The organism is Bradyrhizobium sp. B039 (genome assembly GCF_038965675.1).
Classification (GTDB): domain Bacteria; phylum Pseudomonadota; class Alphaproteobacteria; order Rhizobiales; family Xanthobacteraceae; genus Bradyrhizobium; species Bradyrhizobium diazoefficiens.
Window position 1 is genome coordinate 4,423,568 of the sequence record NZ_CP152416.1, and the last position, 26,044, is coordinate 4,449,611.

The 26,044-nt window shown below is 64.7% G+C and carries 27 protein-coding genes; 14 read left to right on the forward strand and 13 right to left on the reverse strand.

All coding sequences use genetic code 11. From position 1 onward, the window contains the following. Positions 1–17: 17 nt before the first annotated feature. Positions 18–293 carry a hypothetical protein gene (locus tag AAFG50_RS20590; protein WP_028171274.1) on the reverse strand — a complete coding sequence of 92 codons (276 nt, stop codon included), beginning with the start codon at positions 291–293 and terminating at the stop codon, positions 18–20. A gap of 179 nt (positions 294–472) precedes the next feature. On the opposite strand from AAFG50_RS20590, the gene AAFG50_RS20595 reads away from it, so the two are divergent. Both AAFG50_RS20595 and AAFG50_RS20600 read left to right on the forward strand, forming a co-directional pair. Continuing rightward, positions 473–1,648, forward strand: a complete 1,176-nt coding sequence (locus AAFG50_RS20595; RefSeq protein ID WP_011087123.1) for an FAD-dependent oxidoreductase — start codon at positions 473–475, stop codon at positions 1,646–1,648. Positions 1,649–1,827: 179 nt separating this feature from the next. Then, complete coding sequence (locus AAFG50_RS20600) at positions 1,828–2,586, forward strand: outer membrane beta-barrel protein (protein WP_028171275.1); 759 nt, start codon at positions 1,828–1,830, stop codon at positions 2,584–2,586. Between the two features lie 95 nt (positions 2,587–2,681). On the opposite strand, the gene AAFG50_RS20605 is transcribed toward AAFG50_RS20600, so the two are convergent. The 4 genes from AAFG50_RS20605 to parE all read right to left on the reverse strand — a co-directional run bounded on the left by AAFG50_RS20605 (position 2,682) and on the right by parE (position 7,232). Beyond that, positions 2,682–3,452 carry a glucose 1-dehydrogenase gene (locus AAFG50_RS20605; RefSeq protein ID WP_028171276.1) on the reverse strand — a complete coding sequence of 257 codons (771 nt, stop codon included), beginning with the start codon at positions 3,450–3,452 and terminating at the stop codon, positions 2,682–2,684. A 21-nt stretch (positions 3,453–3,473) separates the two neighbouring features. Beyond that, complete coding sequence (locus AAFG50_RS20610; RefSeq protein WP_027542625.1) at positions 3,474–3,659, reverse strand: hypothetical protein; 186 nt, start codon at positions 3,657–3,659, stop codon at positions 3,474–3,476. Positions 3,660–3,977: 318 nt separating this feature from the next. Continuing rightward, positions 3,978–4,769, reverse strand: a complete 792-nt coding sequence (locus AAFG50_RS20615) for a porin family protein (RefSeq protein ID WP_028171277.1) — start codon at positions 4,767–4,769, stop codon at positions 3,978–3,980. 417 nt (positions 4,770–5,186) lie between these two features. Then, complete coding sequence (gene parE / locus AAFG50_RS20620; RefSeq protein WP_011087127.1) at positions 5,187–7,232, reverse strand: DNA topoisomerase IV subunit B; 2,046 nt, start codon at positions 7,230–7,232, stop codon at positions 5,187–5,189. Between the two features lie 273 nt (positions 7,233–7,505). Here parE and AAFG50_RS20625 point away from each other — a divergent pair, with 273 nt between their 5' ends. The 3 genes from AAFG50_RS20625 to argC all read left to right on the forward strand — a co-directional run bounded on the left by AAFG50_RS20625 (position 7,506) and on the right by argC (position 9,910). Beyond that, entirely contained in the window at positions 7,506–8,036 is a 531-nt protein-coding gene (locus AAFG50_RS20625) for a DedA family protein (RefSeq protein WP_028171278.1), read from the forward strand. Positions 8,037–8,261: 225 nt separating this feature from the next. Continuing rightward, complete coding sequence (locus tag AAFG50_RS20630; RefSeq protein ID WP_028171279.1) at positions 8,262–8,930, forward strand: FMN-binding negative transcriptional regulator; 669 nt, start codon at positions 8,262–8,264, stop codon at positions 8,928–8,930. Next, on the forward strand, positions 8,927–9,910 hold the full coding sequence (gene argC, locus AAFG50_RS20635; RefSeq protein WP_028171280.1) for an N-acetyl-gamma-glutamyl-phosphate reductase: 984 nt from the start codon (positions 8,927–8,929) through the stop codon (positions 9,908–9,910). Before AAFG50_RS20630 ends, argC begins: the two co-directional genes overlap by 4 nt. 157 nt (positions 9,911–10,067) lie before the next feature. On the opposite strand, the gene AAFG50_RS20640 is transcribed toward argC, so the two are convergent. From AAFG50_RS20640 to phaC, 3 genes are all read right to left on the reverse strand, one after another. Continuing rightward, positions 10,068–10,412 carry a hypothetical protein gene (locus AAFG50_RS20640; protein ID WP_028171281.1) on the reverse strand — a complete coding sequence of 115 codons (345 nt, stop codon included), beginning with the start codon at positions 10,410–10,412 and terminating at the stop codon, positions 10,068–10,070. Between the two features lie 79 nt (positions 10,413–10,491). After that, entirely contained in the window at positions 10,492–10,890 is a 399-nt protein-coding gene (locus AAFG50_RS20645; RefSeq protein WP_011087131.1) for an MAPEG family protein, read from the reverse strand. A 62-nt stretch (positions 10,891–10,952) separates the two neighbouring features. Further along, positions 10,953–12,761 carry a class I poly(R)-hydroxyalkanoic acid synthase gene (gene phaC / locus AAFG50_RS20650; protein WP_028171282.1) on the reverse strand — a complete coding sequence of 603 codons (1,809 nt, stop codon included), beginning with the start codon at positions 12,759–12,761 and terminating at the stop codon, positions 10,953–10,955. A gap of 254 nt (positions 12,762–13,015) precedes the next feature. Here phaC and AAFG50_RS20655 point away from each other — a divergent pair, with 254 nt between their 5' ends. The 5 genes from AAFG50_RS20655 (at position 13,016) to AAFG50_RS20675 (ending at position 18,101) form a co-directional block, all read left to right on the forward strand. Continuing rightward, the gene (locus AAFG50_RS20655; protein WP_028171283.1) at positions 13,016–13,291 is read left to right on the forward strand and encodes a hypothetical protein; all 276 of its coding nucleotides are present in this window, start codon (positions 13,016–13,018) and stop codon (positions 13,289–13,291) included. Between the two features lie 216 nt (positions 13,292–13,507). After that, complete coding sequence (locus tag AAFG50_RS20660; protein ID WP_028171284.1) at positions 13,508–14,728, forward strand: LL-diaminopimelate aminotransferase; 1,221 nt, start codon at positions 13,508–13,510, stop codon at positions 14,726–14,728. A gap of 29 nt (positions 14,729–14,757) precedes the next feature. Beyond that, a complete protein-coding gene (locus AAFG50_RS20665; RefSeq protein WP_011087134.1) occupies positions 14,758–16,074 on the forward strand; it encodes a homoserine dehydrogenase in 1,317 nt (438 codons plus the stop codon). Between the two features lie 160 nt (positions 16,075–16,234). Continuing rightward, positions 16,235–17,236: a class II fructose-bisphosphatase gene (gene glpX / locus AAFG50_RS20670; protein ID WP_011087135.1), complete on the forward strand. Its 1,002-nt coding sequence runs from the start codon at positions 16,235–16,237 to the stop codon at positions 17,234–17,236. Positions 17,237–17,381: 145 nt separating this feature from the next. Beyond that, a complete protein-coding gene (locus tag AAFG50_RS20675; protein WP_028171285.1) occupies positions 17,382–18,101 on the forward strand; it encodes a haloacid dehalogenase type II in 720 nt (239 codons plus the stop codon). Positions 18,102–18,132: 31 nt separating this feature from the next. Here the strand turns inward: AAFG50_RS20675 and AAFG50_RS20680 are convergent, their stop codons facing one another. From AAFG50_RS20680 to AAFG50_RS20700, 5 genes are all read right to left on the reverse strand, one after another. Next, positions 18,133–18,555 (reverse strand): cupin domain-containing protein, encoded by a 423-nt coding sequence (locus tag AAFG50_RS20680; protein ID WP_028171286.1) that lies wholly within the window; start codon positions 18,553–18,555, stop codon positions 18,133–18,135. 49 nt (positions 18,556–18,604) lie between these two features. Then, positions 18,605–19,348 carry an SDR family oxidoreductase gene (locus AAFG50_RS20685; protein WP_011087138.1) on the reverse strand — a complete coding sequence of 248 codons (744 nt, stop codon included), beginning with the start codon at positions 19,346–19,348 and terminating at the stop codon, positions 18,605–18,607. A 265-nt stretch (positions 19,349–19,613) separates the two neighbouring features. Beyond that, complete coding sequence (locus AAFG50_RS20690) at positions 19,614–20,585, reverse strand: MBL fold metallo-hydrolase (RefSeq protein ID WP_011087139.1); 972 nt, start codon at positions 20,583–20,585, stop codon at positions 19,614–19,616. A gap of 298 nt (positions 20,586–20,883) precedes the next feature. Next, positions 20,884–21,366: a VOC family protein gene (locus tag AAFG50_RS20695; RefSeq protein ID WP_074076982.1), complete on the reverse strand. Its 483-nt coding sequence runs from the start codon at positions 21,364–21,366 to the stop codon at positions 20,884–20,886. Between the two features lie 79 nt (positions 21,367–21,445). Next, positions 21,446–22,111, reverse strand: coding sequence for a GntR family transcriptional regulator (locus tag AAFG50_RS20700; RefSeq protein WP_186363045.1), 666 nt, complete (start codon positions 22,109–22,111; stop codon positions 21,446–21,448). A gap of 117 nt (positions 22,112–22,228) precedes the next feature. On the opposite strand from AAFG50_RS20700, the gene AAFG50_RS20705 reads away from it, so the two are divergent. The 4 genes from AAFG50_RS20705 (at position 22,229) to AAFG50_RS20720 (ending at position 26,041) form a co-directional block, all read left to right on the forward strand. Continuing rightward, complete coding sequence (locus tag AAFG50_RS20705) at positions 22,229–23,023, forward strand: enoyl-CoA hydratase/isomerase family protein (protein WP_028171289.1); 795 nt, start codon at positions 22,229–22,231, stop codon at positions 23,021–23,023. 9 nt (positions 23,024–23,032) lie between these two features. After that, on the forward strand, positions 23,033–24,292 hold the full coding sequence (locus tag AAFG50_RS20710; RefSeq protein ID WP_342714210.1) for a CoA transferase: 1,260 nt from the start codon (positions 23,033–23,035) through the stop codon (positions 24,290–24,292). Positions 24,293–24,340: 48 nt separating this feature from the next. After that, complete coding sequence (locus tag AAFG50_RS20715; protein ID WP_011087143.1) at positions 24,341–25,333, forward strand: tripartite tricarboxylate transporter substrate-binding protein; 993 nt, start codon at positions 24,341–24,343, stop codon at positions 25,331–25,333. A gap of 225 nt (positions 25,334–25,558) precedes the next feature. Beyond that, a complete protein-coding gene (locus tag AAFG50_RS20720) occupies positions 25,559–26,041 on the forward strand; it encodes a tripartite tricarboxylate transporter TctB family protein (RefSeq protein ID WP_028171291.1) in 483 nt (160 codons plus the stop codon). The last annotated feature ends 3 nt before the right edge of the window (positions 26,042–26,044 follow it).

Here is a 26,044-nt window from a genome sequence, read left to right on the forward strand (position 1 = left end):
GGCGGCGTCCGCCGCCGCTACGCGCGGCGCTTCCTGATGCGGCGCTTGATGGACTCGACGGCTTCGATCAAGGGGGGAGCGAGCGAGAAGAGCGCGCCCATCGCGATCGAAATGATGACGTGGCGAAGCAGGAGCTTCTCCGGCTCCTCGAACGGATAGCCGTTCTGGTCGATGGGCACCGGCGCAAGCGTGCCGGTCTGCCGCCGATGCGACTTCCGCGGCGGGATCATGATCACGACGAAAAGCACGTTGATCAGGATCCAGACGCCGAGCAGTATGAGGATAGTCCGCACCGCAATTTCCTGAAAGAAATCGAAATTCGTTGCAACGCTAACGGGCATTCACAGCTGCGGCAAATTAAACTTGCTTGCTGCACCGCACAGAAAACTTAAGTCGTAAATGAGGGGCGGCCTTGAACCCGAGTTCCTCCGTAAAAGTCCGGTGTTGCATCGTCGGCGGCGGACCCGCCGGCATGATGCTCGGCTATCTCCTGGGGCGCGCGGGCATCGACGTCGTGGTGCTGGAGAAGCATGCGGATTTCTTTCGCGACTTTCGCGGCGACACCGTGCATCCATCGACGCTCCAGGTGATGGATGAGCTCGGCCTGATCGACGGTTTCCTGAAGCTGCCGCACCAGCGCTTGCAGAAGATGGACGGCCTGTTCGGCGGTACGCCGGTGCGCATCGCCGATCTGAGCCGGCTGAACACGAAGTACCCGTTCATCGCCTTCATGCCGCAATGGGACTTCCTGAACTTCCTGCGCGAGGCCGGCAAGCGCTTCGCCTCGCTCAGGGTGATGATGAACACGGAAGCCGTCGACCTGATCCGCCGCGGTGAGACGTTCGCCGGCGTGCGGGCAAAGACGCCGGAGGGACCGATCGACATCGAGGCGGATCTCACCATCGCCTGCGACGGCCGGCATTCGACGGTGCGCGAGCGCGCCGGTCTCGAGGTCGTGGAAATCGGCGCACCGATGGACGTGCTGTGGTTTCGCGCCGGCCGCAAGGCGGACGAGACGGAAAGTGTGTTCGCGCGCGTCGAGCCCGGCAAGATGATGATCACCTTCGACCGCGGCGACTATTGGCAATGCGCCTACGTCATCGCCAAGGGGCAGCACGATGCGGTGAAGGCGAGGGGATTGCAGGCGCTGCTCGACGACGTCGTGCGCATGGCGCCGATCCTCCGAAGCGGCATTGCCGACGTGAAGAGCTTCGACGACATCAAGCTGCTCACCGTTGCGATCAACCGCCTGGCGCGCTGGACGCGGCCGGGCCTGCTTCTCATCGGCGACGCCGCGCATGCGATGTCGCCGGTCGGCGGCGTCGGCGTCAATCTCGCCGTGCAGGATGCGGTCGCGACCGCCAACCTGCTCGCGGACAAGCTTCAGCACGGCTGCCCGTCCGAGGATGAGCTCGACGCCGTGCGCCGCCGGCGCGAGTTCCCGGTGAAGATGACGCAAGCCATGCAGGTGATCGTGCAGAACAACATCATCAGCGGCGCCCTGCAGGGCGGCGACCGGCCGTTGAAGGTGCCGCTGATCGTGCGCCTGATCACCGCGCTGCCATGGCTCCAGGGCATCCCGGCGCGCCTGATCGCGCTCGGCGTGCGGCCCGAGCACGTTCAGTCCAAGGCCGCGCCGGCATCGTAGCGCTGTAATCGGGTAGGGATAATTTCGCGTTAAATCGCGCGCGGCGCGTTGCGGGCGTGCAACAGCGCAGACGGATTCAAGCACCGCAACCTGCCAATCCGGCGTCTTAACTTTGTTGATTCAAATTTGAGTAAGACCTGCATGTGAGCGTGCGCCCATCAAAGGACACGGGGTGTACCATGCGTAACAAATTGATTGCCGCCTTCGCCTGCACGACCGCGCTGGTTTCGACCGGCGCTGCCGCCGCCGATCTCGGTGCGCGCTACACGAAGGCGCCCGCCTATGTCGAGCCGCTGTTCAACTGGACCGGTTTCTATGTCGGCGGCCACATCGGTGGCGCCTGGACCAACGAGCAGTTCATCAACAACGGGACGGGCGCGGCGTTCGGCGATTTGCTCCCGGGAGAGGGTTATCGTCAGCGCGGCTCCGGCATCATGGGCGGCGCCCAGATCGGCTACAACTGGCAGGCCAACAACTATGTGTTCGGCATGGAAGGCACCATCTCCGGCCTCGACAATAAGGGCACCGTCGTGAACACCGCGTTCGCCCCGGCGAACGACGTGTTCTCCTGGCGTGCCAATGTGCTGACGACGGTCGTCGGTCGCGCGGGCTTTGCCGTGCAGAACAACCTCTTCTACATCAAGGGCGGCTACGCGGGCGTCAACAATCGGCTCTCGGTCACCGACCCGGTTGTGACGGCTACAGGCGGCCAGACTCACTGGGCCAATGGCTGGACCGTCGGCGCCGGCTGGGAATACGGCGTCACCCGCAACTGGATCGTCGGCCTCGAATACAACTACGCGGCCTTCGGCAGCCAGACCTATCAGCTCGGCGGCCTCGCGGGCAACTACACCTTCGATGCCAAGCCGCGCGACATCCAGTGGGCCGTCGTGCGCGCGAGCTACAAGTTCGACGCGCCGGCCATCGCGCGCTACTGAGCAACGAACGACCAAGCAGCAAAAAAGACGATCACCGACAAATTCAAAGCCCCGGCATTGCCGGGGCTCTTTTTTTCGTGCAGCGAGCGTGCGTTTTAGGCCATCACCGAGAACCCGCCGTCAACGGGGATCGCGGTACCCGTGACGAAGTTCGAGGCGGGTGAGGCGAGGAACACCGCGATGCCGGCGAAGTCGTCGATCTCGCCCCAGCGCCCCGCAGGAGTCCGCGCCAGCACGCGCTCGTGCAGGCCCGACACCTGCTGCCGCGCGCCGCGGGTGAGGTCGGTGTCGATCCAGCCCGGCAGGATGGCGTTGACCTGGATGTTGTCGGGCGCCCAGGCATTGGCGCAGGCGCGCGTGTACTGCACGATGCCGCCCTTGCTCGCCGCATAGGCCGTCGCAAAGCTGGCGCCGAAGATCGACATCATCGAGCCGATGTTGATCACCTTGCCGTTGCCGGACGCCTTCAGCGCCGGATAGGCCAGCTTCGAGCACACGAAGGCGCTGGTGAGGTTGGTGTCGATCACCTTGTTCCACTCGTCGAGCTCGAGCTCGTGCGGCGGCTTGCGGATGCTCATGCCGGCATTGTTGATGAGGATGTCGATGCGGCCGAACTCCTTGACGACGCGGTCGACCATGGCTGCGACCGCCGCCTGGTCGGTCACGTCGGTGGTGACGGCGATTGCCTTCACGCCGCGCTGTCTGAGATCGGCAACGGCGGTGGCCGACTTGGTTTCGTTGCGCCCGACCACGGCGATATTGGCGCCGGCATCGGCGAGCCCGTGCGCCAGGCCGAGCCCGATGCCGCCATTGCCTCCTGTGACGATCGCGACCTTGCCGCGGAGATCGAACCGGCTGGATGTCATGCTTTCACTTCCTGGTTTCTTCTATTGGTTGCTTTGCCAGATCAGGACCAGCCCGAACCCGGCCATGGCAGCACCATAGCCGGCCCATTGCAGCTGGTTGACCATGAAGCTCGATCGCGGCCAGGGAACGGTGCCCGTGCCCTGTCCGATCCAGAGCAGCCCGACGGCGAGGACAAACAGGCCTGCGATCAGCAGAAATCTGCGCATGCATTCCTCCCCGTTGGTCTGGTTCCGCCGCGGCCTAAGGCATGAACGACTGCCGCGGCCACGAAAACTTGGGCGCACAGTAACCGTAGCTGCGGTTCGGATACAACGGCGGCGCTCGCACAAGCGTCCGGCGTAAGCGGGAGCCACGGCGATGCGCGCTGCTCGGGGTAGGGCGATCACCAATACGGACCGGGCGGAGATCGAAGTCAGCTCGCCTGCGCCTGCAAGTCGCTGAAGGCGGTCGTCGGCCGCGGGCATTCCCGCAACGAAAAAGCCCCGGACGATGCCGGGGCTTTGACGTCTGAACTTGCGTTCGGATCAGTACTTGGCGACGACCGGGCCGCTCCAGTTGAAGCGGTAGACCAGCGACGTGCTGATGGTCTGGACCCACGGCTTGAAGGTGAGGGCGGTGCCGGTCGGACCACCGCCGTTGGCAGCGGTAAAGGTCTGGGGCAGCGTCACGCGATCGTAGAAAGCCGAACGGTATTCGGTCTTCATGAACCAGCCCGGTGCCGAGATGCCGAAAAGGTCGAGATTGTTCTCGACGCCGCCGCCGATGAACCAGCCGTCGCGACGGAATGACTTCGTGGTATCAACCGCAGCGAACGGGGTGAACAGGGACGACTGGGTCGTGCCCGACCACTCCGAACCTGAGTAACCAGCATTCACGTAGGAAAGAACATTCGGAGCGACCAGGTAGCCCAACCGTGCGCCCGCTGCGTAGCTGGTGCGCAGCTTTTCGCGACCTTCGGTTGCGAAGTTGGGATCGCTGAGCGAGCCGCGGATGTCGCCGAACTGACCGTCGGCGAAGAGGCCAGCCACCCAGCGTCCGTTGAACTGCCAGTCATAGCCGAGGCCGACGGTTCCGAACCAGCCGCTGCCGCCCAGCCGCTGGTCACGCGAGGAGAGAACAGCACCAGGGAAGGTCTGGACACTGCTGTCGGCATTCCACAGACCGCCGCCGGCACCGCCGAAGATGTAGAAGCCGGTCCAGCTGGCAACCGGGGCCGGGGCCGGGGCCTTAACGTAGGGACGCGCACCGAGGTCGGCCGCCGAGGCCGATCCCGTCATCGCCGCCACGGCGGTCAAAGCGAGCAAAAACTTCTTCATGTTGAAATCCCCAACCTTTGGTCTGTGTGGCAGACGCGAGCGCACTGAAGTCCGAGTCATCTGATGCCCGGACTATAGCCGCTTCCTGCCGAAAAGCTGTTGCTGCGCGGACACAATCGCCTGAAAAGCCTCCGTAGTTGTACGACAGACACACCTTGGCCGACAAAGCGATAAAGGCGAAATTCTCTTGGAATTACAATATCCTCGGAGGATGTCGCTCGGATGTCCAGCGACGCTTCCCTTGGCGAATTCAAGGTCGTCCGAAATGAAGGCAACGTGTGCTTCGGTCCTGGTACCCGCGAGTCGCCCGCCCGAATCGGCCGAGGCGTCGCTGGAAAGGGCCTGGGCCTGACGAAAAAAGCCCCGGACGATGCCGGGGCCTTTGTCGGACGCGCGATACGACGTCGGGGCGCGGATTCAGACGTCGAGCAGATCCTCGTTCGCGAATTCGGCCTTGTCCGAGATGAAGGCAAACCGTGCCTCGGCCTTGGTGCCCATCAGACGCTCGACCGAATCCGCGGTCGTGTCGCGGTCGTCCGCCAGCAGGACCACCTTCAGCATGGTTCGCTTGGCCGGATCCATGGTGGTCTCCTTGAGCTGCGCCGGCATCATTTCGCCGAGGCCTTTGAAGCGGTTCACCTCGACCTTGGCGTTGGCGTTGAACTCGCTCTTGATCAGCGCCTCCTTGTGCGCGTCATCGCGGGCGTAGACCGACTTCGAGCCGTGGGTGAGCTTGTAGAGCGGCGGCACCGCGAGAAAGAGGTGGCCCTCGTCGATCAGCCGCGGCATCTGCCGGTAGAAGAAGGTGATCAGCAGCGAGGCGATATGGGCGCCGTCGACGTCGGCGTCGGTCATGATGATGATGCGCTGATAGCGCAGATCCTCTTCGCGATATTGCGCGAGCGTGCCGCAGCCGATCGCCTGCACGAGGTCGGAAAGCTGGGCGTTCGCCGTCAGCTTGTCCTTGCCGGCGGAGGCGACGTTGAGGATCTTGCCGCGCAGCGGCAGCACGGCCTGGGTCTTGCGGTCGCGTGCCTGCTTGGCGCTGCCGCCGGCCGAGTCGCCCTCGACGATGAACAGCTCGGAGCCTTCGGTGCCGGCGTCGCTGCAGTCGGCGAGCTTGCCGGGCAGGCGCAGCTTCTTGCCCGCGGTTTTCCGCGCGGTCTCTTTCTCCTGGCGGCGGCGCAGGCGCTCCTCGGCGCGGTCGATCACGAAGTCGAGCAGCTTGTTGGCCTGGTTCGGATTGCCCGACAGCCAATGGTCGAACGGATCCTTCATTGCCTGCTCGACGATGCGTTGCGCTTCGGCGGTAGCGAGCCGATCCTTGGTCTGGCCCTGGAATTCAGGCTCGCGCACGAACACCGAGAGCATCACCGCCGCACCCACCATCACGTCTTCCGACGTGATGGAGGAGGCGCGCTTGCCCTGGCCGACGCGCTCGGCGTGATCCTTCAGGCCGCGCAGCAGCGCGCTCCGCAGGCCGGATTCATGCGTGCCGCCATCGGGCGTCGGCACCGTGTTGGTGTAGGACGAGAGGAAGCCGTCGGCATCCGCGGTCCAGGCGACCGCCCATTCGCAGGCGCCATGCGCGCCGTTGCGGCCCGACTTGCCGGAGAAGATGTCGGGATGCACCAGCGTGTCGGCGTGGATCGCGGCGGCGAGATAATCCTTCAGGCCGCCGGGGAAGTGGAAAGTCGCTTCCGCCGGCACGTCGTCGATGCCCTTGAGCAGTTCGGGCGCGCAGTTCCAGCGGATCTCGACGCCGCCGAACAGATAGGCCTTTGAACGCGTCATCTTGAACAGGCGCTGCGGCTTGAACGCGGCCTTGGCGCCGAAGATGTCGGTATCGGGCTTGAAGCGCACGCGCGTGCCGCGGCGGTTGTTGATCTTGCCGAGATCCTCGAGCTTGCCCTTGGGGTGCCCGCGCTCGAACGTCATGCGGTAGAGTTTCTGGCTGCGCGCGACCTCGACCTCGAGAAGGGAGGAGAGGGCGTTCACGACGGAGATGCCGACGCCGTGCAGGCCGCCCGAGGTCTCGTAGACCTTGCTGTCGAACTTGCCGCCCGAATGCAGTGTGCACATGATGACTTCGAGCGCCGACTTCTTCGGAAACTTCGGATGCGGATCGATCGGGATGCCGCGGCCGTTGTCGGTGACGGTGAGAAAGCCGTCCGCGCTGAGCTCGACGCCGATGAAGGTCGCGTGCCCTGCGAGCGCCTCGTCCATCGAGTTGTCGATGACTTCGGCGAACAGGTGATGCAGCGCCTTCTCGTCGGTTCCGCCGATATACATGCCGGGTCGGCGCCGCACCGGTTCCAGGCCTTCGAGCACCTCGATGTCGGCCGCGGTGTAGTCGGCTTCCGCGCCGCCCGCGCGTGGCGACGCCTTGGCGGCGGCGCGGGGCTTCGGCTCGTTGCCGCCGAAAAAGTCGTCTTTTGCTTTTGGTTTCAACTGCTTGGACATGAATTTTGATGTGTTTTGAGGGCCGCGCGGGCGGCGAATCGGTTCGGGCGACTATGACACGGCTGGCCTGGAAAGGTCACCGCAGGGCCGGCGGGGGCTGGGATTGGGAGCTAATCCCGGCGATTTTACGCCGCGGGCCGCTCCGTTCCCGGCAATTTGACGGTGAGGTCGACGCTCAGCCGGGTTTTGTGACTTGATGTCACACAAGTCCCTGGCTTACCAGTCTTTTTCACTGAGCAGGACCTTGAGACGGGGCGGGAAGGCTATTCTGGCATGGAGCAGTTTGCGCACGCACTGGCCGACTTCGTGCGTGCTCACGAGGCTTGGGCGGCTCCGATCGTGTTCCTGCTGGCGTTCGGGGAGTCGCTCGCCTTCATCTCGCTGCTGATTCCGGCCTGGGGCGCACTGGTGGCGATCGGCGCGCTGATCGGGGTCAGCGGCATCAGCTTCTATCCGGTGTGGATTGCCGGCGGCCTCGGCGCGGCGCTCGGCGACTGGGTCTCCTACTGGTTCGGCTATCGCTACAAGGAGCATGTCGCGCAGATGTGGCCGCTCTCGCGCTTTCCGGAACTTCTGCCCAGGGGCGAGGCCTTCGTGCGGAGCTGGGGCGTGCCCAGCATCTTCATCGGCCGGTTCTTCGGCCCCTTGCGCGCGTCCGTGCCGCTTGCTGCCGGCATTTTCGAGATGCCCTATTGGAGCTTCCAGGCCGCCAATTTCGTCTCGGCGCTGGTCTGGTCGGCGGCGCTGCTGCTGTTCGGCGACGTGATCGCGAAGATCATGGAATGGATCTGGCGCGTGATCTGACGCCTGAACCTTGACGGGAACCGGATCTGGCCCTATAGCCCCGCGCCATGATCAACGCCGCGACCATCCTGTTCGCCCGTCGCCGCCGCCGCTCTTTAGCGGTTTGGGCGGTCGATCGCGTTTGAGATCATCGTCTTTGCCGCTGGACCCGATCCGCGGCATTCTTTCTCCTGTCAGCGCGATCTGATCCGGCGGCCCCCCAAGGAGGCCCAGCAGGAGACCACGATGTACACCCCACCTTTTTTCAAGCAGGACCGCGCCGCGAGCCTGAAATTCGCTGAGGAGCGCGGCTTCGGCACGATGTGCGCCTTCGACGGCCACAAGCCGGTCGCCTCGCCGCTGCCGTTCTACCTGACCTATGCCGCCGACGGCACGCCGCAGGCCGCCTTTCATGTCGCCCGTCACAATCCGCTGCTAAAGCTTGCGGACGGCGCGACCTCCTGGCTGCTCGTGGTCAACGGCCCCGATGCCTATGTATCGCCGGACTGGTACGTCTCGCCGGACCAGGTGCCGACATGGCTCTACCAGTCGGTGCATCTGACCGGGGCGGTGCGGCTGCTGTCGGATGACGAGCTGTCGGTGCAGATCGATACGCTCAGCGACAAGTTCGAGAGCTGGCTGCTGCCGAAGAAGCCGTGGACGTCGGGCAAGATGACGGCGGGCCGGCTCGAGGCAATGAAGAAGGGGATCGTGGGCCTGGTCATGACGGTTGAAGAGGTCGAAGGCAGCTTCAAGCTCAACCAGCACAAATCGGACGCCGACTATACGGCGATCGCCAACGCGCTCGGTGCGCAACCCGCCGCCGACGCCAGGGAGATCGCGCAACTGATGCAGGACGTGAGGCCGGAAGCCTTCGCGGCCGAAACCCACAAGCTCGAAAGGAGCGTGCCATGAGCCTCACGGAAACCAGCAAAGCCCCGACCACCGGCGCGGCCAAGAAGCTCGCCACCGTCTTCGTCGACGGCGGCTCCGGCACCACCGGGCTCGGCATCAACGAGCGGCTGAAGCTCCAGAGCGACGTCGCGGTGAAGACGATCGCCGACGACAAGCGCAAGGATCCCGCGGTGAAGAAGGCGCTGATGGAGGAGGTCGATCTCGTCATCCTCTGCCTGCCCGACGAGGCCGCCAAGGAGACGGTTGCGCTCATCGACAGCATGGGGCCGTCGGGCCCGAAGGTGCTGGACGCCTCGACCGCCTACCGGGTTGCGCCCGACTGGGCCTACGGCTTTCCGGAACTGACGCCGGATCAGCCCGCCAAGATCAAGGCCGCGAAGAAGGTCTCCAATCCCGGCTGCTATCCGACCGGCGCGATCGCGCTCTTGCGGCCGATCGTCGATGCCGGGCTGTTGCCATCAGACTATCCCGTCACGGTGAACGCGGTGAGCGGCTATTCCGGCGGCGGCAAGTCGATGATCGCGAGCTTCGAAGACGGCAGCGCGCCGTCCTTCGAGCTCTACGGTCTCGGCTTCGAGCACAAGCATCTGCCGGAGATGCAGCTCTATTCGAACCTGACGCGGCGGCCGATCTTCATTCCCTCGGTCGGCAACTACCGGCAGGGCATGCTGGTCTCGGTGCCGCTCCAGCTCGACATGCTGCCGGGCAAGCCCAGCGGTGCCGATCTCCAGGCCGCGCTGGCGAAACGCTACGCCGGCTCGAAATACGTCTCGGTGATGCCGCTCCAGAACGAGGCGAGCAGGGGCGGCCGGCTCGAGCCGGAAGCGCTGAACGAGACCAACATGCTCGAGCTCTACGTCTTCGCCAGCGACAAATATCACCAGGCCGTGCTGGTCGCCCGGCTCGACAATCTCGGCAAGGGCGCCTCGGGCGCGGCCGTGCAGAACATGCGGCTGATGCTGGGCCTGCCGGAGGCGTAGGGGCAAGGCTCTCTCTCCACCGTCGCCGCGAGCGAAGCGAAGCAATCCAGAATCTTTCCGCGGCGACAGTCTGGATTGCTTCGCGCCTCGCCATGACGCCGGGAATGCTCGGCAGCAAGCTACGCGGCTGCAGGGGCTCTTCGTGCCGCGCCAAAACTCAGCGCAAAATCACGTCCGCCGGAAACGGCCGAACGGGACGGCCGGCACAGACATTGTCACGCGCCGCCACCGCGTCGTGGTGAGACTTTTCGATTTCACCGAGCGAGCGGCTGGAGATGTCGCACGCCTCCTGATGGTCTTGCGCGTAGGTGTGCAGGGAACTCCAGGCGAGCGATGCGCGGATGTAAGCGTTACAGCGGTCCGGCATCAATCCACGGTTCATCGGCTTGGTGGCTTCGATGGCTTCGCTGCGCAGGCGCATCAGTTCGGAGCATTGCGCCTGCACCTCGCCGCCAAATCCGGCGAGCGCGATCATCGCGATGGCTGAAAGAAGGGTCCGCATCCGGAATCCTCGCTTCGGCTGCCTCAGCCCGCGTGACAATATCGCAGATCGCAGGGGCCTGCGCCCGCTTTTCGGATGCTCAAAGCACCTTGAAGATCGCCAGCGCCAGCACGGCCTGCGCGAGGAAGCCGACGGTGAAGGCCAGGGTGCGGAACACCGGGATTCCCATCGCGTAGACGATCAGATGTGCGACGCGCGACCAGAAATAGACCGCGCAAGCGAGAACGGTCCATTTCGACGAATAGTCGATCGCGTTCAGGATCAGCACCAGCGGTGCGAAGATCACGAGATTTTCCACGGCGTTGTCATGCGCGAACATGAGTCGCGTCGCCCAGGGCGATTGCGGCTTGTCGCTGCGGGAGGGGTTTGCCATGGCGCCCGACAGCCCGCGAACCTGGCAGCGGTCGAGGATGTAGGGGACCCACAGGATGCCAGTGAAAATCACCGTCAGTGTCAGCCAGAACAATTCACGCGTCATAACCCGGTCCCCTCATTCATCACTGTGCTGAAGGCGAGCTTATACAAGCGCAGGAGATTCCGCTATGCGCGAACCCTGACATAGCTGCCGGGTGCATCCTCGATCGGGGGGAGCGCCTCGCTGCCGACTGCGCGCGCCGGGACCTCCTCGGGGTCGAGCTCGCCGAGCCATTGCCGCCAGTCCGGCCACCACGAGCCCTTGTGCTCGACCGCGCCCTTCATCCACTCGGCGACGTTGACGTCCTTGATGGTATCGTTGGTCCAGTACTGGTACTTGTTCGAGGCGGGCGGGTTGACGACGCCGGCGATGTGGCCCGAGCCGGACAGCACGTATTTCACCGGGCCGCCGAAGAATTGCGAGCCGTACAGCACCGACTCGGCCGGCGCGATGTGGTCCTCGCGGGTGGCGAGGTTGTAGACGGGCACCTTGACCTTGGAGAGATCGAGCAGCGTGTTGTCGAGCACCATCGTGCCCGTGGACAGCCGGTTCTCCAGATAGCAATTGCGCAGGTAGTAGGAATGGTTCGACGCGGTCATGCGCGTCGCATCCGAATTCCAGTGCAACAGGTCGAACGCGCTCGGCTGCTGGCCCTTCAGGTAATTGCTGACGACGTAGGACCAGATCAAATCGTTGGAGCGCAACATGTTGAAGGCCATCGCCATCTTCGAGCCTTCGAGCACGCCGGCGGTCTTCATGTCGTGCTCGAGCGATGCGATCTGATCCTCGTCGACGAACACGAGGAGATCGCCGGCATGGGTGAAGTCCACCTGTGCCGCGAAGAACGTCGCCGAGCTCACGCGCTGGCGGCGCTTCTCGGCGAGCCAGGCCAGAGTGGTCGCGAGCATCGTGCCGCCGACGCAATAGCCGGCGGTGTGCACCTTCATCTCGCCGGTGACCTTCTCGATCACGTCCATCGCGGTGAGCGGGCCTTCCTTCATGTAGTCTTCCCAGCTCTTGTTGCCGAGCCGCTTGTCGGGATTGACCCATGAGATCACGAACACGGTGATGCCCTGGTCGACGCACCACTTGATGTAGGATTTCTCCGGCTTGAGATCGAGAATGTAGAACTTGTTGATCCAGGGCGGCACGATCAGGAGCGGGGTGCGCAGCACGTTCTCCGTGGTCGGCGAATACTGGATGAGCTGCATCATCTCGTTCTGGTAGATCACCTTGCCCGGCGTCGTCGCCATGTTGACGCCGACGACGAGATTGTCCGGGTTGGACTGGCGGATCTTCAGCATGCCCTTGCCGGCCGCGATGTCCTCGGCCAGCATCTTCAGGCCGCGCGCCAGATTCTCGCCGCTGCTCGCCACCGTCTCGCGCAGCACTTCCGGATTGGTCAGCACGAAGTTCGAGGGCGACAGCGCGTTGGTGACCTGCTGGACGTAGAACTCGGCCTTGCGGCGGGTCTGCGGGTCGAGCCCCTCGGCGTCACGCACCAGCTCCTGCGCCCATTTGGTCGTGAGCAGATAGAGCTGCATCACGAAATCGAAGAACTGGTTCGACTTCCATTCCGGATCGGCGAAACGCTTGTCGCGCGGCGAGGGCGCAATCGCGGGCGGGGCGTCCTGGCCGGCCATGCGGCGCGCCGCCGCGCCCCAGAGGTCGAGATAGTCCTTGGCGAGCTTGGTCTGGAGATCGGACGAGCGCGAGGTGTCCGACAGCCAGTATTCGGCGACCGATGTGAAGGCCTTGATGACTTCGGCAAGCTCGGCCGGCGGACGGTCCTGCACCTCGCCGCTCTCGCGCGGCTTGAGGAAGGCGGCCAGCGCCTTGCCGCCGCTCTCCATCGCCCGCGCGACATTCATCGCGAAGGCTTCCGCATCGAACTTCGTGTCGGGTTTGGGCGTGTCGGTCGTGGCCATACTCATGAGCAGAACAGTAACGATTCATTCCGTATTCGTCACCGCGAAGCTCGCATGTTTGACGTTAAACACTCTCGAAGATGTGTTGCACTGCGACAAATTTTCTTGGTTCCGTCACAATCGAGCCGCACCGCTCGGTTTGGTAGTGCCGGGGTGTTTTCTCGCTCGGACCATTTGGGCAGCAATGGTTTGAGCTTGGGCGTGGTCTTGGGTAAGGTTGCCCGGGGCCGTGCTTTGGGACGAGTAGGGGATTTTCCCAAGTGTTGGCGTTGAGGGACCTGCAAAAGTCGCTGCTGATCTGCGGCGCGCTGCTGAGCGTGGCGTTCGCGCTGGGCGGCTGCTCGAGTCAGCTCGCGGATATGACGCCTGCGGATGCGCAGGCGCATTCCAGGGAGCCCGGCACCTATTTGCCGGTGCATGATCTGCCGCCGGAGCGCGATCAGGCGGTCATCCCGCCGGACCAGCGCGCCAAGATCGAGGCCGAGCTTGCCGCCGCGCGCGACCGCCAGGCGGTCGCCGCCAAGGACGCCAAATGAGGCGGTGCAAGGTAATCGCTGGCGCGACCGCCTTGGCGTGCTAAAAAGACCTCAGTTCAGCCGAGAGTCAGGGCGAACGACTTCAGCCCCCGTCGTCGGAAGTTGCTCTAAACGTTTGATTTTGAGCAATTTTTGCGAAGGGGGCGAGCGCGTCTCCGAACGGCCGTTCTAGCCTGTCGATTCTGTCCTGACCGGGTGCCCGGAGCCCAGAGAGCCATGGAAGAGTTTTACCGCATCCGCCGCCTTCCGCCTTACGTGTTCGAGCAGGTCAACCGGGCCAAGGCGGCCGCGCGGAACGCCGGCGCCGACATCATCGACCTCGGCATGGGCAATCCGGACCTGCCGGCTCCGCCGCACGTGCTGGAGAAGCTCAAGGAGACGCTCGGCAAGCCGCGCACCGACCGCTACTCGGCCTCCCGAGGCATCCCCGGCCTGCGCCGGGCCCAGGCCGGCTACTATGCCCGCCGCTTCGGCGTGAAGCTCAATCCCGACACCCAGGTGGTGGCGACGCTGGGCTCGAAGGAGGGCTTCGCCAACGTGGCGCAGGCGATCACCGCGCCGGGCGACGTCATCCTGTGCCCCAACCCGAGCTACCCGATTCACGCCTTCGGCTTCCTGATGGCGGGCGGCGTGATCCGCTCGGTACCCTCCGAGCCGACTCCGCAGTTCTTCGAGGCGGTGGAACGGGCGATCGTGCATTCGATCCCCAAGCCCCTGGCGCTCGTCGTCTGCTATCCCTCGAACCCGACCGCCTATGTCGCGAGCCTCGACTTCTACAAGGACCTTGTGGCCTTCGCGAAGAAGCACGAGATCCTGATCCTGTCCGATCTCGCCTATGCCGAGGTCTATTTCGACGAGAACAACCCGCCGCCCTCGGTGCTCCAGGTGCCGGGCGCGATGGACGTCACCGTCGAGTTCACCTCGATGTCGAAGACCTATTCGATGGCCGGCTGGCGCATGGGCTTTGCGGTCGGCAATGAGCGCGTGATCGCGGCGCTCGCCCGCGTCAAATCCTATCTCGATTACGGCGCCTTCACCCCGGTTCAGGTCGCCGCGACCGCGGCGCTGAACGGCCCCGACGATTGCATCAAGGAGATGCGCGACACCTACCGCAAGCGCCGGGATGCGCTGGTGGAGTCGTTCGGCCGCGCCGGCTGGGAGATTCCGCCGCCGGAGGCCTCGATGTTCGCCTGGGTGCCGCTGCCGGAAGCGTTCCGCAGCGTCGGCAGCATGCAGTTCGCGACCCTGATGGTGGAGAAATCCGGCGTCGCGGTGTCGCCCGGCGTCGGCTTCGGCGAGCATGGTGAAGGATATGTCCGCATCGCCATGGTGGAAAACGAGCAACGGATCAGGCAAGCCGCGCGCGGCGTGCGCCGCTTCCTTGAAAGCGGCATCGAAACGTTGCACAACGTCGTTCCGCTCGCCAATCGGCGCTAATTCTCTTCGACAGGTTTTCGATAAGCATCATGGTCGCACCCCTGAAAGTGGGCATAGCGGGGCTCGGCACCGTGGGTGCCGAAGTTGTCCGTTTGATTGAAACGCAGGGACGCGTGCTCGCGGGCCGCAGCGGCCGCGGCATCCGCGTCGTCGCCGTCACCGCGCGCTCGAAGGCCAAGAAGCGCGCTGTCGACCTGCGCGGCGTCGAATGGGTGAAGGATCCGATGGCGCTCGCCACCCATCCGGAGGTCGACTGCTTCGTCGAGCTGATGGGCGGCGCCGGCGATCCCGCGCTCTCCGCGGTCGAGGCTGCGCTCAATGCCGGCAAGTCCGTCGTCACCGCCAACAAGGCGCTGCTGGCCAAGCACGGCCTCAAGCTCGCCAAGGCCGCCGAAAAGCACGGCGGCGCGCTGAATTTCGAGGCAGCCGTCGGCGCCGCGATTCCCGTCATCAAGACGCTGCGCGAGGGCCTGGCGGGAACCGGCATCAACCGCGTCTACGGTATCCTCAACGGCACCTGCAATTACATCCTGACGCGGATGGAGCAGGAGGGGCTGTCGTTTGCCGAATGCCTCAAGGACGCGCAGCGGCTGGGCTATGCCGAGGCCAATCCGTCCTTCGACGTTGACGGCCACGACACCGCGCAAAAACTCGCCATTCTCGCCAGCCTCGCTTTCGGCACGAAAGTTGCTCAAAGCGCGGTGTATGTCGAAGGTATCTCCTCCATCGCCCCGGAAGATCTTCGCGCGGCCGCCGATCTCGGCTACCGCGTCAAGCTGCTCGGCGTTGCCGTTCGCACCGCCAAGGGCATCGAGCAGCGCGTGCACCCGACCATGGTTCCGAAATCCTCCTCGATCGCGCAGGTGATGGGTGTCACCAATGCGGTCACGATCGATGGCGAGGGCATTCCGCCGATCACGCTGGTCGGCCCCGGTGCAGGCGGTGCCGCGACTGCATCCGCCGTTGTCGCCGACATCGCCGACGTCGCGCGCGGTATCCGCGCCAATCCGTTCGGCCGGCCGATCTCGCATTTGCGCGACACCAAAAAGGCGCCGATGGAGCGCCACGAGGGCGGCTACTACATCCGCCTTTTGGCGCGCGATTTCCCGGGCACTGCGGCGGCAATCGCGACCCGGCTGGCAGAACAGAAGATTTCGATCGAGTCGATCGTGCAGCGTCATCCGAATGGCGGCACTGCGTCGGCGAACGGCAAGGCGGTCCCCGTGCCCGTCATCCTGATCACCTATGCGACGCACGAGGACGCGGTGCGCCGCGCGCTCGCCGCCGTGCAGCGCGACAAGGTGATCAGCGGACGGCCGCAGGTGATCCGGATCGAGAAGAACTAGAGCATGCTCCAGACCCGGAGGGCCGCGCCCGCGCAAAAGTGTGAAGCGGTTTTCCGGAAAGAGCAGGCTCAAGCAATGACACGGTTCGAACGAACTGTGGGTGTTACGAGTTGATGCGGGCGGAGATTTCCGTCCAGAACCGTTTCGAAGGAGTTAGCCGATGTCGACCCATATTTCAGTCCCGCCGCACGCGTTGCTCGAGCGCATCCTCACGCTGGAGATCGTGCGGGTGACCGAGCGGGCGGCGGTGTCTTCGGCGCGGCTGCGCGGCCACGGCAACGAGAAGGCGGCCGACCAGGCCGCCGTGGACGCGATGCGGCGCGAGCTCAACAAGCTGCCGATCGAGGGCACCATCGTGATCGGCGAGGGCGAGCGCGACGAGGCGCCGATGCTGTTCATCGGCGAGAAGGTTGGCATGAATGCCGGCCCGCAGGTCGACATCGCGGTCGACCCGCTCGAGGGCACCACGCTGTGCGCCAAGAACATGCCGGGCTCGATCGCCACCATGGCGATGGCCGACGGCGGCACGCTGCTGCACGCTCCCGACGTCTACATGCAGAAGCTTGCGATCGGACCGGGCTACGACAAGGGTGTCGTCGATCTCGATGCGAGCCCGGCTGACAACGTCCGCCGCCTCGCCAAGGCCAAGGGTGTCCAACCGGACGGCATCACCGTTCTCGTGCTCGACCGCCCGCGCCATGCCAGCATCATCGAGAGCGTGCGCTCGACCGGCGCGGCGGTGCGCCTCATCACCGACGGCGACGTCGCCGGCGTGATCCATTGCGCCGACCCCGACAACACCGGCGTCGACATGTATCTCGGCACCGGCGGTGCGCCGGAAGGCGTGCTCGCGGCCGTGGCGCTACGATGCATCGGCGGCCAGATGCAGTGCCGCCTCATCCTCGATTCCGACGAGAAGCGCGAGCGCGCCGCCAAGATGGGCGTCAACGATCCCAAGATGATTTACGGCATCGAGGACATGGCGCGCGGCGACTGCCTGTTCGCCGCCACCGGCGTCACCACGGGCTCGCTGCTGTCGGGCGTCAAGTTCCGCAAGGACGGCGTGATCGAGACCGAGACGGTGGTGATGCGCTCCGTCACCGGCACCGTCCGCTACATCAAGGCCGAGCACCGCGAGCTGGCGAAGTTCCACCTGGACTGACGTTTGCCGTCATTCCGGGGCGAACGGGACCGCGCGAAGCGCGGCCCGGAGAACCCGGAATCTCGCGCCGACAACCTCTGGATTCCGGGTTCGCGCTCCGCGCGCCCCGGAATGACAAAGACAAAAGCAAAAAGAGGAAGCGCCCATGTCCGATCTCTCCGCCGTCAAAGCCCTGGTCTTCGACGTGTTCGGCACCGTCGTCGACTGGCGGACCAGCCTGATCACCGACTTCATGTGGTGGAGCCGGCAGCGCGGCATCAGCGCCGACTGGACCGCCCTGGTCGACGGCTGGCGCGGCATGTACATGGCCTCGATGGACGACGTGCGCAAACATCCCGAGCGCGGCTATGTGATGCTCGACGATCTGCACCGCCGCTCGCTGGAAAAGCTGGTCGCGCAATTCTCGATCAAGGGCCTCACCGAAGCCGATCTCGATTACCTCACCAAGGGCTGGCATCGCCTGCATCCCTGGCCCGACAGCGTCGCTGGCCTGACGCGGCTGAAGTCGAAATTCGTCATCTCGCCGCTGTCGAACGGCAACGTCGCGCTGCTCACCAACATGGCGAAGTTCGCCGGCCTGCCGTGGGACCTCGTCATGTCCGCCGAGCTGTTCGAGCACTACAAGCCCGATCCCGAGACCTATCTCGGCGCCGCGCGCCTGCTCGGCCTCAAGCCGGGCGAGGTGATGATGGTCGCCGCCCACAACGGCGATCTCGCCGCCGCGCAGAACAACGGCCTGAAGACCGCGTTCGTGGCGCGGCCGACGGAGTACGGGCCGTTGCAGAAGGTCGACTTCGAAGCCACCGGCAACTGGGACATCGTCGCCAAGGATTTCGGCGGGATCGCCGACAGGCTCGGCTGCTGACATCTTGCGCCGAAGCGCCTTGGCCCGCGCGCTACTTCGCGATCGGCGTTGTCAGCTCGGTATCGGTTGTGTCCACCACGAAGACGGCCAGCAGCTTCGCCGGCTCGGTATCGCTGGCGTTGGTGCTGACGGCATGGCGATCGCCGGGCTTCTCGGAGAAGTTCTCTCCCTTGTGAAAGACCTTGGCAGGCTCGTCATTGACCTGGCTGCGGATCGCTCCCTCGAGCACCGTGGCATAGATGAACGCGGAGCGCGCGTGGGTGTGGGCCGGTGAGGAGCCTCCGGGACCATACTCGACCAGCACGCCCTTCATGCTCTTGCCGGGAGCATTCGGCAGGACCTGGTCAAACACGACAGTCACCTTGGCCGACTTCGCTGCGGGCTGCGTCTCGGCTGCCTGGGCCGCCAGGACGAATGCGGCGTAAGCCGCCGTTGCGATCAGCAATCTGCGCATGGGATTTCCTTCATTGCCGTGGTTGCAGCGACCTTGGGATCGCAGATCCTCAAGCCGTCGCGAGCCATTTTGCGAGCGACGTTTTCCCGAGCCGCGCCTCGCCGAGCGGGACCAGCGAGGTGTCCTCGATGGGGGCGCCGTAATATCCTGCCTTGGCGTCACCCACCACCGGACGGCTATCGCCGGATGCTTTCAGGCGGCGCGCAACGAACTCGTTAAAGGGAGCTTTTTCCGGTCCCGCGATATCGATCGTGCCGTTGAGCGGCCGTCCCGTCGCGACCTCCGCGAGGGAAGCAACCACGTCGTCGGATGCGATCGGCTGAAACGACGCCGATGGCACGACGATCTTGCCGTCAATCGCTCCCGCTTCGCCGATGGCCCCGAGGAATTCAAAAAACTGCGTGGCGCGAACGATCGAGTAGGGGACCGGAGATGCCTTGACGATGGTCTCCTGCGCGAGCTTGGCACGAAAATAGGCGATGTCGGGCGAGCGATCGGTTCCCACGATCGACAGCGCGACATGATGCTTGACGGCTGCTGCGGCCTCGGTCGCGGCGAGGTTCTGGCTCGAACGCTGGAAGAATTCCAGCACGGCGGCGGGCTCCCAGGACGGCGCGTTGGCGACGTCGACCACGACATCCGCGCCTGCCAGCGCGGCAGCGAGGCCTTCCCCGGTCACGGCGTTCACGCCTGTTTTTGGAGAGGCCGCTATGACCTCGTGGCCTTGCTGCTTGAGTCTCGACACGAGCTTGGATCCGATCAATCCGCTGCCGCCGATCACGACGATCTTCATGGCATGTCTCCTGAGCATTTTGCGAGCGTGAGCGGCGTCAGGCCAAAGGGGCGTCACGAGCTCTCGTCGACGAAAGTGATGCGAGGGGACTCTTATCCGAGCAGTGAGGCGAGCTCTTGCCTGGAACGGGCCTGCCTTGCCGAAAAATGCTCCAGAAGTGTCGTTGCGACGCGACAGGAACCGGTCAGGGATCATTCCCCTCTGTCGGTCAGATCAAGCGAACGGCCCGGGCCGCACATGCGCGACCCGGGCTTGGTATCACCGGCTACAACGTCATCTGCATCGGTTCGGGATAGTAGTGGAACCCGTCACCCGCCTTGGCGACGTGGCCGTAGCCGGGCCAGGCGAAGTGATAGGACATCACGGGCGTCTTGTTGGCCGCGAGCATGGTGAGCAGCTTGACGCGCGACTCGGCTGCCTGCTTCGGGTCGGTGTCGTAGGAGAATTCCATCCGCGGCCGCTCCAGCAGCAGCACGGAATGGTGCGAGAGGTCGCCGAGGAAGGCGAAGGACTTGCCGGCCGAGCTGACCATGAAGATGGTGTGGCCGACGGTGTGGCCGGGCGCGGAGATGGCCTGCACGCCGGGCAGGAATTCCTGGCCGTCCCTGAAGAACACGATGCGGTCGCGGACCGGCAGCAGGTTCTTGCGGGCGTGCACGACGAAGTCCTTTGCCGGGCTCCCCATCTTGCCTTCATCGGTCCAGAAATCGAAATCGGTCTGGGAGATGTAGATCTGCGCGTTCGGAAACAGCGGCTTGTTGTTGGCATCCACGATGCCGCCGATGTGATCGATATGCGCGTGCGAGCAGACCACGGCATCGATGTCCTCCGGCTTGATACCGGCCTCCATCATGCTCTTCTGCTGCCGGCCGGTCGTGGGGCCGAACATCTTGGAGCTGCCCATGCCGGTGTCGAACAGGATGAGCTTGTCGCCGGTGTTCACGATCGGCGAGTTCTGCTCGAGCACGACATTGTCCGGCGACAGGAAATTGTCGGCGAGCATCTTCTTCACCTCTTCCTTGGAAACGCCGGTGAAGGTGCCGGAGGGATCGCCGAGCGGCAACGGTCCGTCGGAGACGACGGTCACTTCGGCGTCGCCGAGAATGAAGCGGTGCCAATAGGGAGTCTGGGTGCCGAGCTTGGGAGCGCGTGCCATCGCACTGCTGCCGAGCATTGCGCTGGCGCCAAGGCCGGCGCCGAGTGCGAGCAGGGATCGACGTGAGACATCGAGTGTCATTCGTTTCCTCCATTCTTCTTTTGAGCTGCGCGATTGTCTCGCGCGTTGTGTTCGGCCTGAGGCCAGCGGTGGAATGCTGCGCCGGTTCAGACAAGCTAGCAAGTGGAATTGATTTGCGGGTCAGCGCGGCTTGTCAAAGTGCGCGATGCAATTCCGGCGCGCGACAAAAGACACCGGTTGCCGACGTTGCTTTCGTCAGCACGATCCAGCCACGCGGTGCCGCAATGCAATCAATGATTGTGTCGCGATTGTGTCTCCTGACCGCCCGACGCGGCAGGACTGCAGGAATCTTTTCGCGTCACGACGGCACGCGTGTCCCCAGGCGTTCGACGAAGCGCATCAGGTAGCCGTCCGGATCCTGCACGAGGAATTCACGCTGGCCGACTTCGAGGTCGCCGACCCGGTACCAGACTTCGTTCGGCTGCTCGTAGAGGGGCCATCTGGCATCGTCGAGAGCCTTCAGCATCGGCTCGATGCGATCGACAGCCATCTGAAAATTGATGCCGCGCCCGAACGGCCGCTGCATCTCGGCCGTCTCCCAGCGTCCGTTCAATTCGCAGAGCATCACCTGCAATCGCCCTCTGACGAGATACGCAAACCGCGCATCGGGGCGGTCATAGGCGACTTCGAACCCGAGCAGGTCGCGCCAGAACGACAGGCTCTCCTGAATGTCGGAAACGCTGAGTTCGGGAACCAGGTCGGCAAAGCCGCCTTGCGGCGCGCCTCCGGTGCTGTCGGAGCTGGCGCGAGCGCCGGGGTCTGAGAGCAGCGGCGTGTTCATTGCGGCGGGCCTGATGGCGTGATCGACGTGCCAGGCGGTTATCGCAGCGAAACGGCGCGATGGCCAGAAGCCGAATGCCTCACGTGATCCTCAGCGCGAGGTCGCTTGCTTCCGTCTCGGCAAAGCCGGCCTGCAAGACCTCTTCGCGCTTGTGGCGGAGATGCGCACGCAGGATGTGGGAGAGGCCGGCGCCGTCGCGCCGCTGCAGCGCGTTCAGGATCGCCTCGTGCTCCTTCACGGCGAACGCCCAGCGCTGCGGCGTCATCGGCGTGACGTAGCGCGCGCGGCGGATGCGCGCCGTCACGGAGGCGTAGAGCCCGGTCAGTGCGGGATTTCCGGCCGCGGCGACGATGGCTTCGTGGATGGCGCGGTTGCCGCGGTAGTACTGGATCAGGTCGCCCTCGCGATAGTGCCGCACCATGTCCGTGTGCGCAGCGGCGATCTCGTCGATCTCGGCGTCGCTGATCCGCTCGCAGGCGAGCTCGCCGGCAAGCGCTTCGAGCCCCTGGCAGACTTCGAACAGGTCGCGCATGTCCTTGTCGGTCAGCTTCGCCGCGCGCGAGCCGCGATGAGGCAGGAGCTGCACGAGACCTTCGGCGGCGAGCACCTTGAGCGCTTCCCGCAGCGGCGTGCGCGAGATCTGGAGCCGGTCGCACAGCTCGCGCTCGGGAATCCGCGCGCCCGGCGGGATTTCGCCGTCGAGCAGGATGGCGCGGATGCGGCCAACGACCTCCTCATGAAGCATGGCAGGCGGCTCCAATTTGAATGCAAAAGCTCAGTAATCAGTCGAAATAGGCAAGTTCCAGCTTGCTAGTCGCAGATTCTGCATTCAAAAATGTAAAAAACAAGAGGATATGAGGAAATGGACCTACCGGCGGAGGCGGACGACCTCGTTTTTGAACGTCAGGACGGCATCGGGCGGATCACCTTCAACCGTCCGCAGGCGCGCAATGCCTTCACCTTCGCCATGTACGAACGGCTTGCGGCGATCTGCGAAGAGGCCGACCGCGATCATTCGCTCAAGGTGCTGGTGCTGCGCGGGGCCGGCGACAAGGCCTTCGCCTCCGGCACCGACATCAACCAGTTCCGCGAGTTCAAGACGCCACAGGACGCGATCGACTACGAGAACCGGATCGACCGCGTGCTCACCACGCTCGAGCAGTGCCGGGTCCCGACCATCGCCGCGATCAACGGGTTCTGCACCGGCGGCGGGGCGGGCATTGCCGCGGCCTGCGACCTGCGCATCGGCACGAACAGCGCCAGAATCGGATTTCCGATCGCCCGGACGCTCGGCAATTGCCTGTCGATGTCCAATGTCAGCCGTCTCACCGCGCTCATCGGCGCCGCGCGCGTCAAGGATATGATCTTCACCGCGCGCCTCATTGACGCCGCTGAAGCCGCCAGCGTCGGGCTGCTCGGCGAGGTCGTCGAGGATCTTGCGGCCCTGGACAGGCGCGCCGACGAGGTCGCCCGGCTATTGGCCAGCCACGCGCCGCTGACGTTGACCGCGACCAAGCAGGCAGTGGCGCGCCTGCAAAGGCGGCTGACCCGGGACGAGGGGGAAGACCTCATCCTGATGTGCTACACGAGCCAGGATTTTCGCGAAGGGCTCGATGCTTTCCTCAACAAGCGCGCGCCGCAATGGCGCGGCCAATAGGACGGGCCGATGCAAAGCGATCGATCGCAATCCACCTCTCGCCATTCGGGACCGCTTGCCGGCCTCAAGGTCATCGATCTCACCCATGTCATGGCGGGGCCGACCTGCGCCTTGATGCTCGCCGACATGGGCGCGGACGTCATCAAGATCGAGAAATGGCCTAACGGCGACGACACCCGCCATTCGGTGCCGCCCAAGATCGGCGATGAGGCGGCCTCCTTCCTGATGATGAACCGCAACAAGCGCGGCATCGTGCTGGACCTCAAGACCGATGGCGGCAAGAAGGTGCTGCGGCGGCTGATCGCGGACGCCGACGTGCTGGTCGAGAATTTCGCTCCCGGCGCCATGGAGCGCCTCGGCTTCGGCTACGAGGAGCTGCACAAGCAGTATCCAACGCTGATCTACTGCTCGCTGTCCGGCTTCGGCCGCACCGGCCCCTACAAGCACCGCCGCGGCTTTGACCTCGTCGCGCAGGCGATGAGTGGCATCATGAGCTTTACCGGCGAACGCCCGGATGGTCCGCCCGTCAAGTGCGGCCCGCCGCTGTCCGACATCACCGCAGGCCTGCTCGCGAGCATGGGTATCCTTGCCGCCTATACGCATCGCCTCAAGACTGGCGAAGGGCAGTGGGTCGAGACCTCGCTTTACGAGGCGGCCCTGGTGCAGACCTACTGGCAGTCCACGATCGCGCTGGCCGCGGGCACCGCGCCGCGCGCGATGGGCTCGGCGCATCCGCTCAACGCGCCGTACCAGGCCTTCGAGGCCTCGGACGGCTGGCTGGTGGTCGGCGGCGCCAACAAGAAGCATTGGCTGTTGATGCTGGAAGCGCTCGGTGCCAGCGAGCTCGCCTCCGATCCGCGCTTCGTCACGGGAGCCGACCGCATGGCGCATCTGAAGGAGCTCGAGGCCGTCCTGAGCGAGCGTTTCCGCACCCGGTCGCGGGCGTATTGGCTTGCGGCACTCGACGAGAAGGGCGTGCCGTGCGGCCCCGTGCACGACATGCTGGAGGCGCTCCGCGATCCGCAGACGCTGGCGCGCGAGATGGTCGTCGAGGTCGAGCACTCCACGCTCGGCCCGGTGAAGACGATCGGGCTTCCCGTCAAGTTTTCGGAGACCCCAGGCAAAGTGCTCTCGGGCGCCCCGGTCTACGGTGAGCATACCCGCGAGGTGCTGGCCGAGCACGGGTTCGACCAGAAGCAGATCGAAGCGCTCGAGCAAGAAGGCGCAATCGTTTCAGCCGCAGACAGACGCGAGGAACGCGTCGCCTGACCGGTTCGATACAACAAACAAAACAGAACATAAGAGCTGGAGGAAATCATGGGTCGGACGTCAACACTTCTGCTTTCCGCAGCCGCGACCGTGCTCGCCGGCACGGTCCCGGCGTTTGCGGCCTGGCAACCGCAAAAGCCGATCGAGTTCGTGGCCACCGCCGGACCGGGCGGCGGCACCGACAATCTCGCCCGTGCGGTGCAGAACATCGTCACCAAGTACAAGCTGACGGAGCAGCCCATCGTCGTCGTCAACAAGGGCGGCGGCAGCGGCGCCGAAGGTTATGTCTACGGCAAGGCGTCCGCAGGCGATCCCTACAAGGTGATCTTCGGAACGTCGAACGCCTGGCAGCAGCCGCTCGTCTCCAAGGTCGCCTTCAACTACACCGATCTCACCCCGATCGCGGCGATGGCGCAGGACGAGTTCCTGCTCTGGGTCAAGCAGGATGCGCCCTACAAGACGGCAGGGGACTATCTGAAGGCGGCCGCATCGGGCGAATTCAAGATGGGCGGCGCGCAGTCGAAGGACACCGACGAGGTGCTGACCCGCATGATCGAGAAGGCCGGTCAGGTCAAGCTGACCTACATCCCCTTCAAGAGCGGCGCCGAGACCGCCGTGCAGCTCGCCGGCGGACACCTCGACTCCCACGTCAACAATCCCAGCGAGAGCCTCGGGCAATGGCGTGGCGGCACGCAGCGACCGCTTTGCGTTTTCAGCCCGAAACGGCTGCCGCAGGGTCCCAAGGTCACCGCGACTGAAGGCTGGAGTGACGTTCCGACCTGCGCCGAGCAGGGGCTCGACATCAAGCAATATGAGCAGCCGCGGACGGTGTGGCTGCCCGGCAAGGTCACGCCGGATCAGGCCGCGTTCTATGTCGACCTCATGAAGAAGGTGCAGGCGACGCCGGAATGGAAGGACTACATCGAGAAGACCTCCCAGGTCGACACGTTCCTGACCGGCGCCGAGCTCGACAAGTTCATCAAGGAGGACCTTGAGCACGTCAAGCAGGTTGCGGGCGAGCAGGGCTGGCTGGTCAAGTGAGGCGACCATCGTGCCACAATCTCCACTGTCGTCCCGGCGAACGGCGGGACCCACACCGCGTGATCTATCGCGGAGCGTTGGTGGTGGTACCGACTTGGCTTCCAGGCCTCGTCAAACTTCTCCCTGGGGTTATGGGTCCTGGCTTTCGCCGGGACGACACTTGATGGCTTGGAAGACGCGTGCGTCATTCACTGGCCGTGGCACGCCGCTCGAACGGAGCTCTCGATGATCTCACGCCGCGCGCTTGAGCTTGCGACCGCTATCCTCACCGGCAGCTTTGGTGTGGCCGTCGTCGTCTCCAGCCTCGACAACGGCATCGGCTGGTCGAGCGCTGGCGTGGATGCCGGCACGTTCCCGTTCCTGACCGGAATCATCATCGTGCTCGGAAGCCTCTACAATCTGGTGAGAGGTCTTCTGCCGGCGACGACGCTCGCAAGCGTTCCCATCGCGATCACACCGCTCGAGCTGCGCCGGCTTGCCGGCCTGTTCGTGCCGGCCGCGATCTTCGTTGCCGCGATCCCGCTGGTCGGGATGTACATCGCCTCAAGCCTGTACGTCTTCGCCGTGCTGGCGATCCCGAGGCACCAATCCGTGCCACGCGCGCTGGCGATGGCGGCGGCAACGGCGCTCGCGCTCTACGTCGTGTTCGAGCGCATGTTCCAGGTCAGCCTGCCGCATGGCGCGCTCGCCGCCGCGTTCGGCATCTGACGG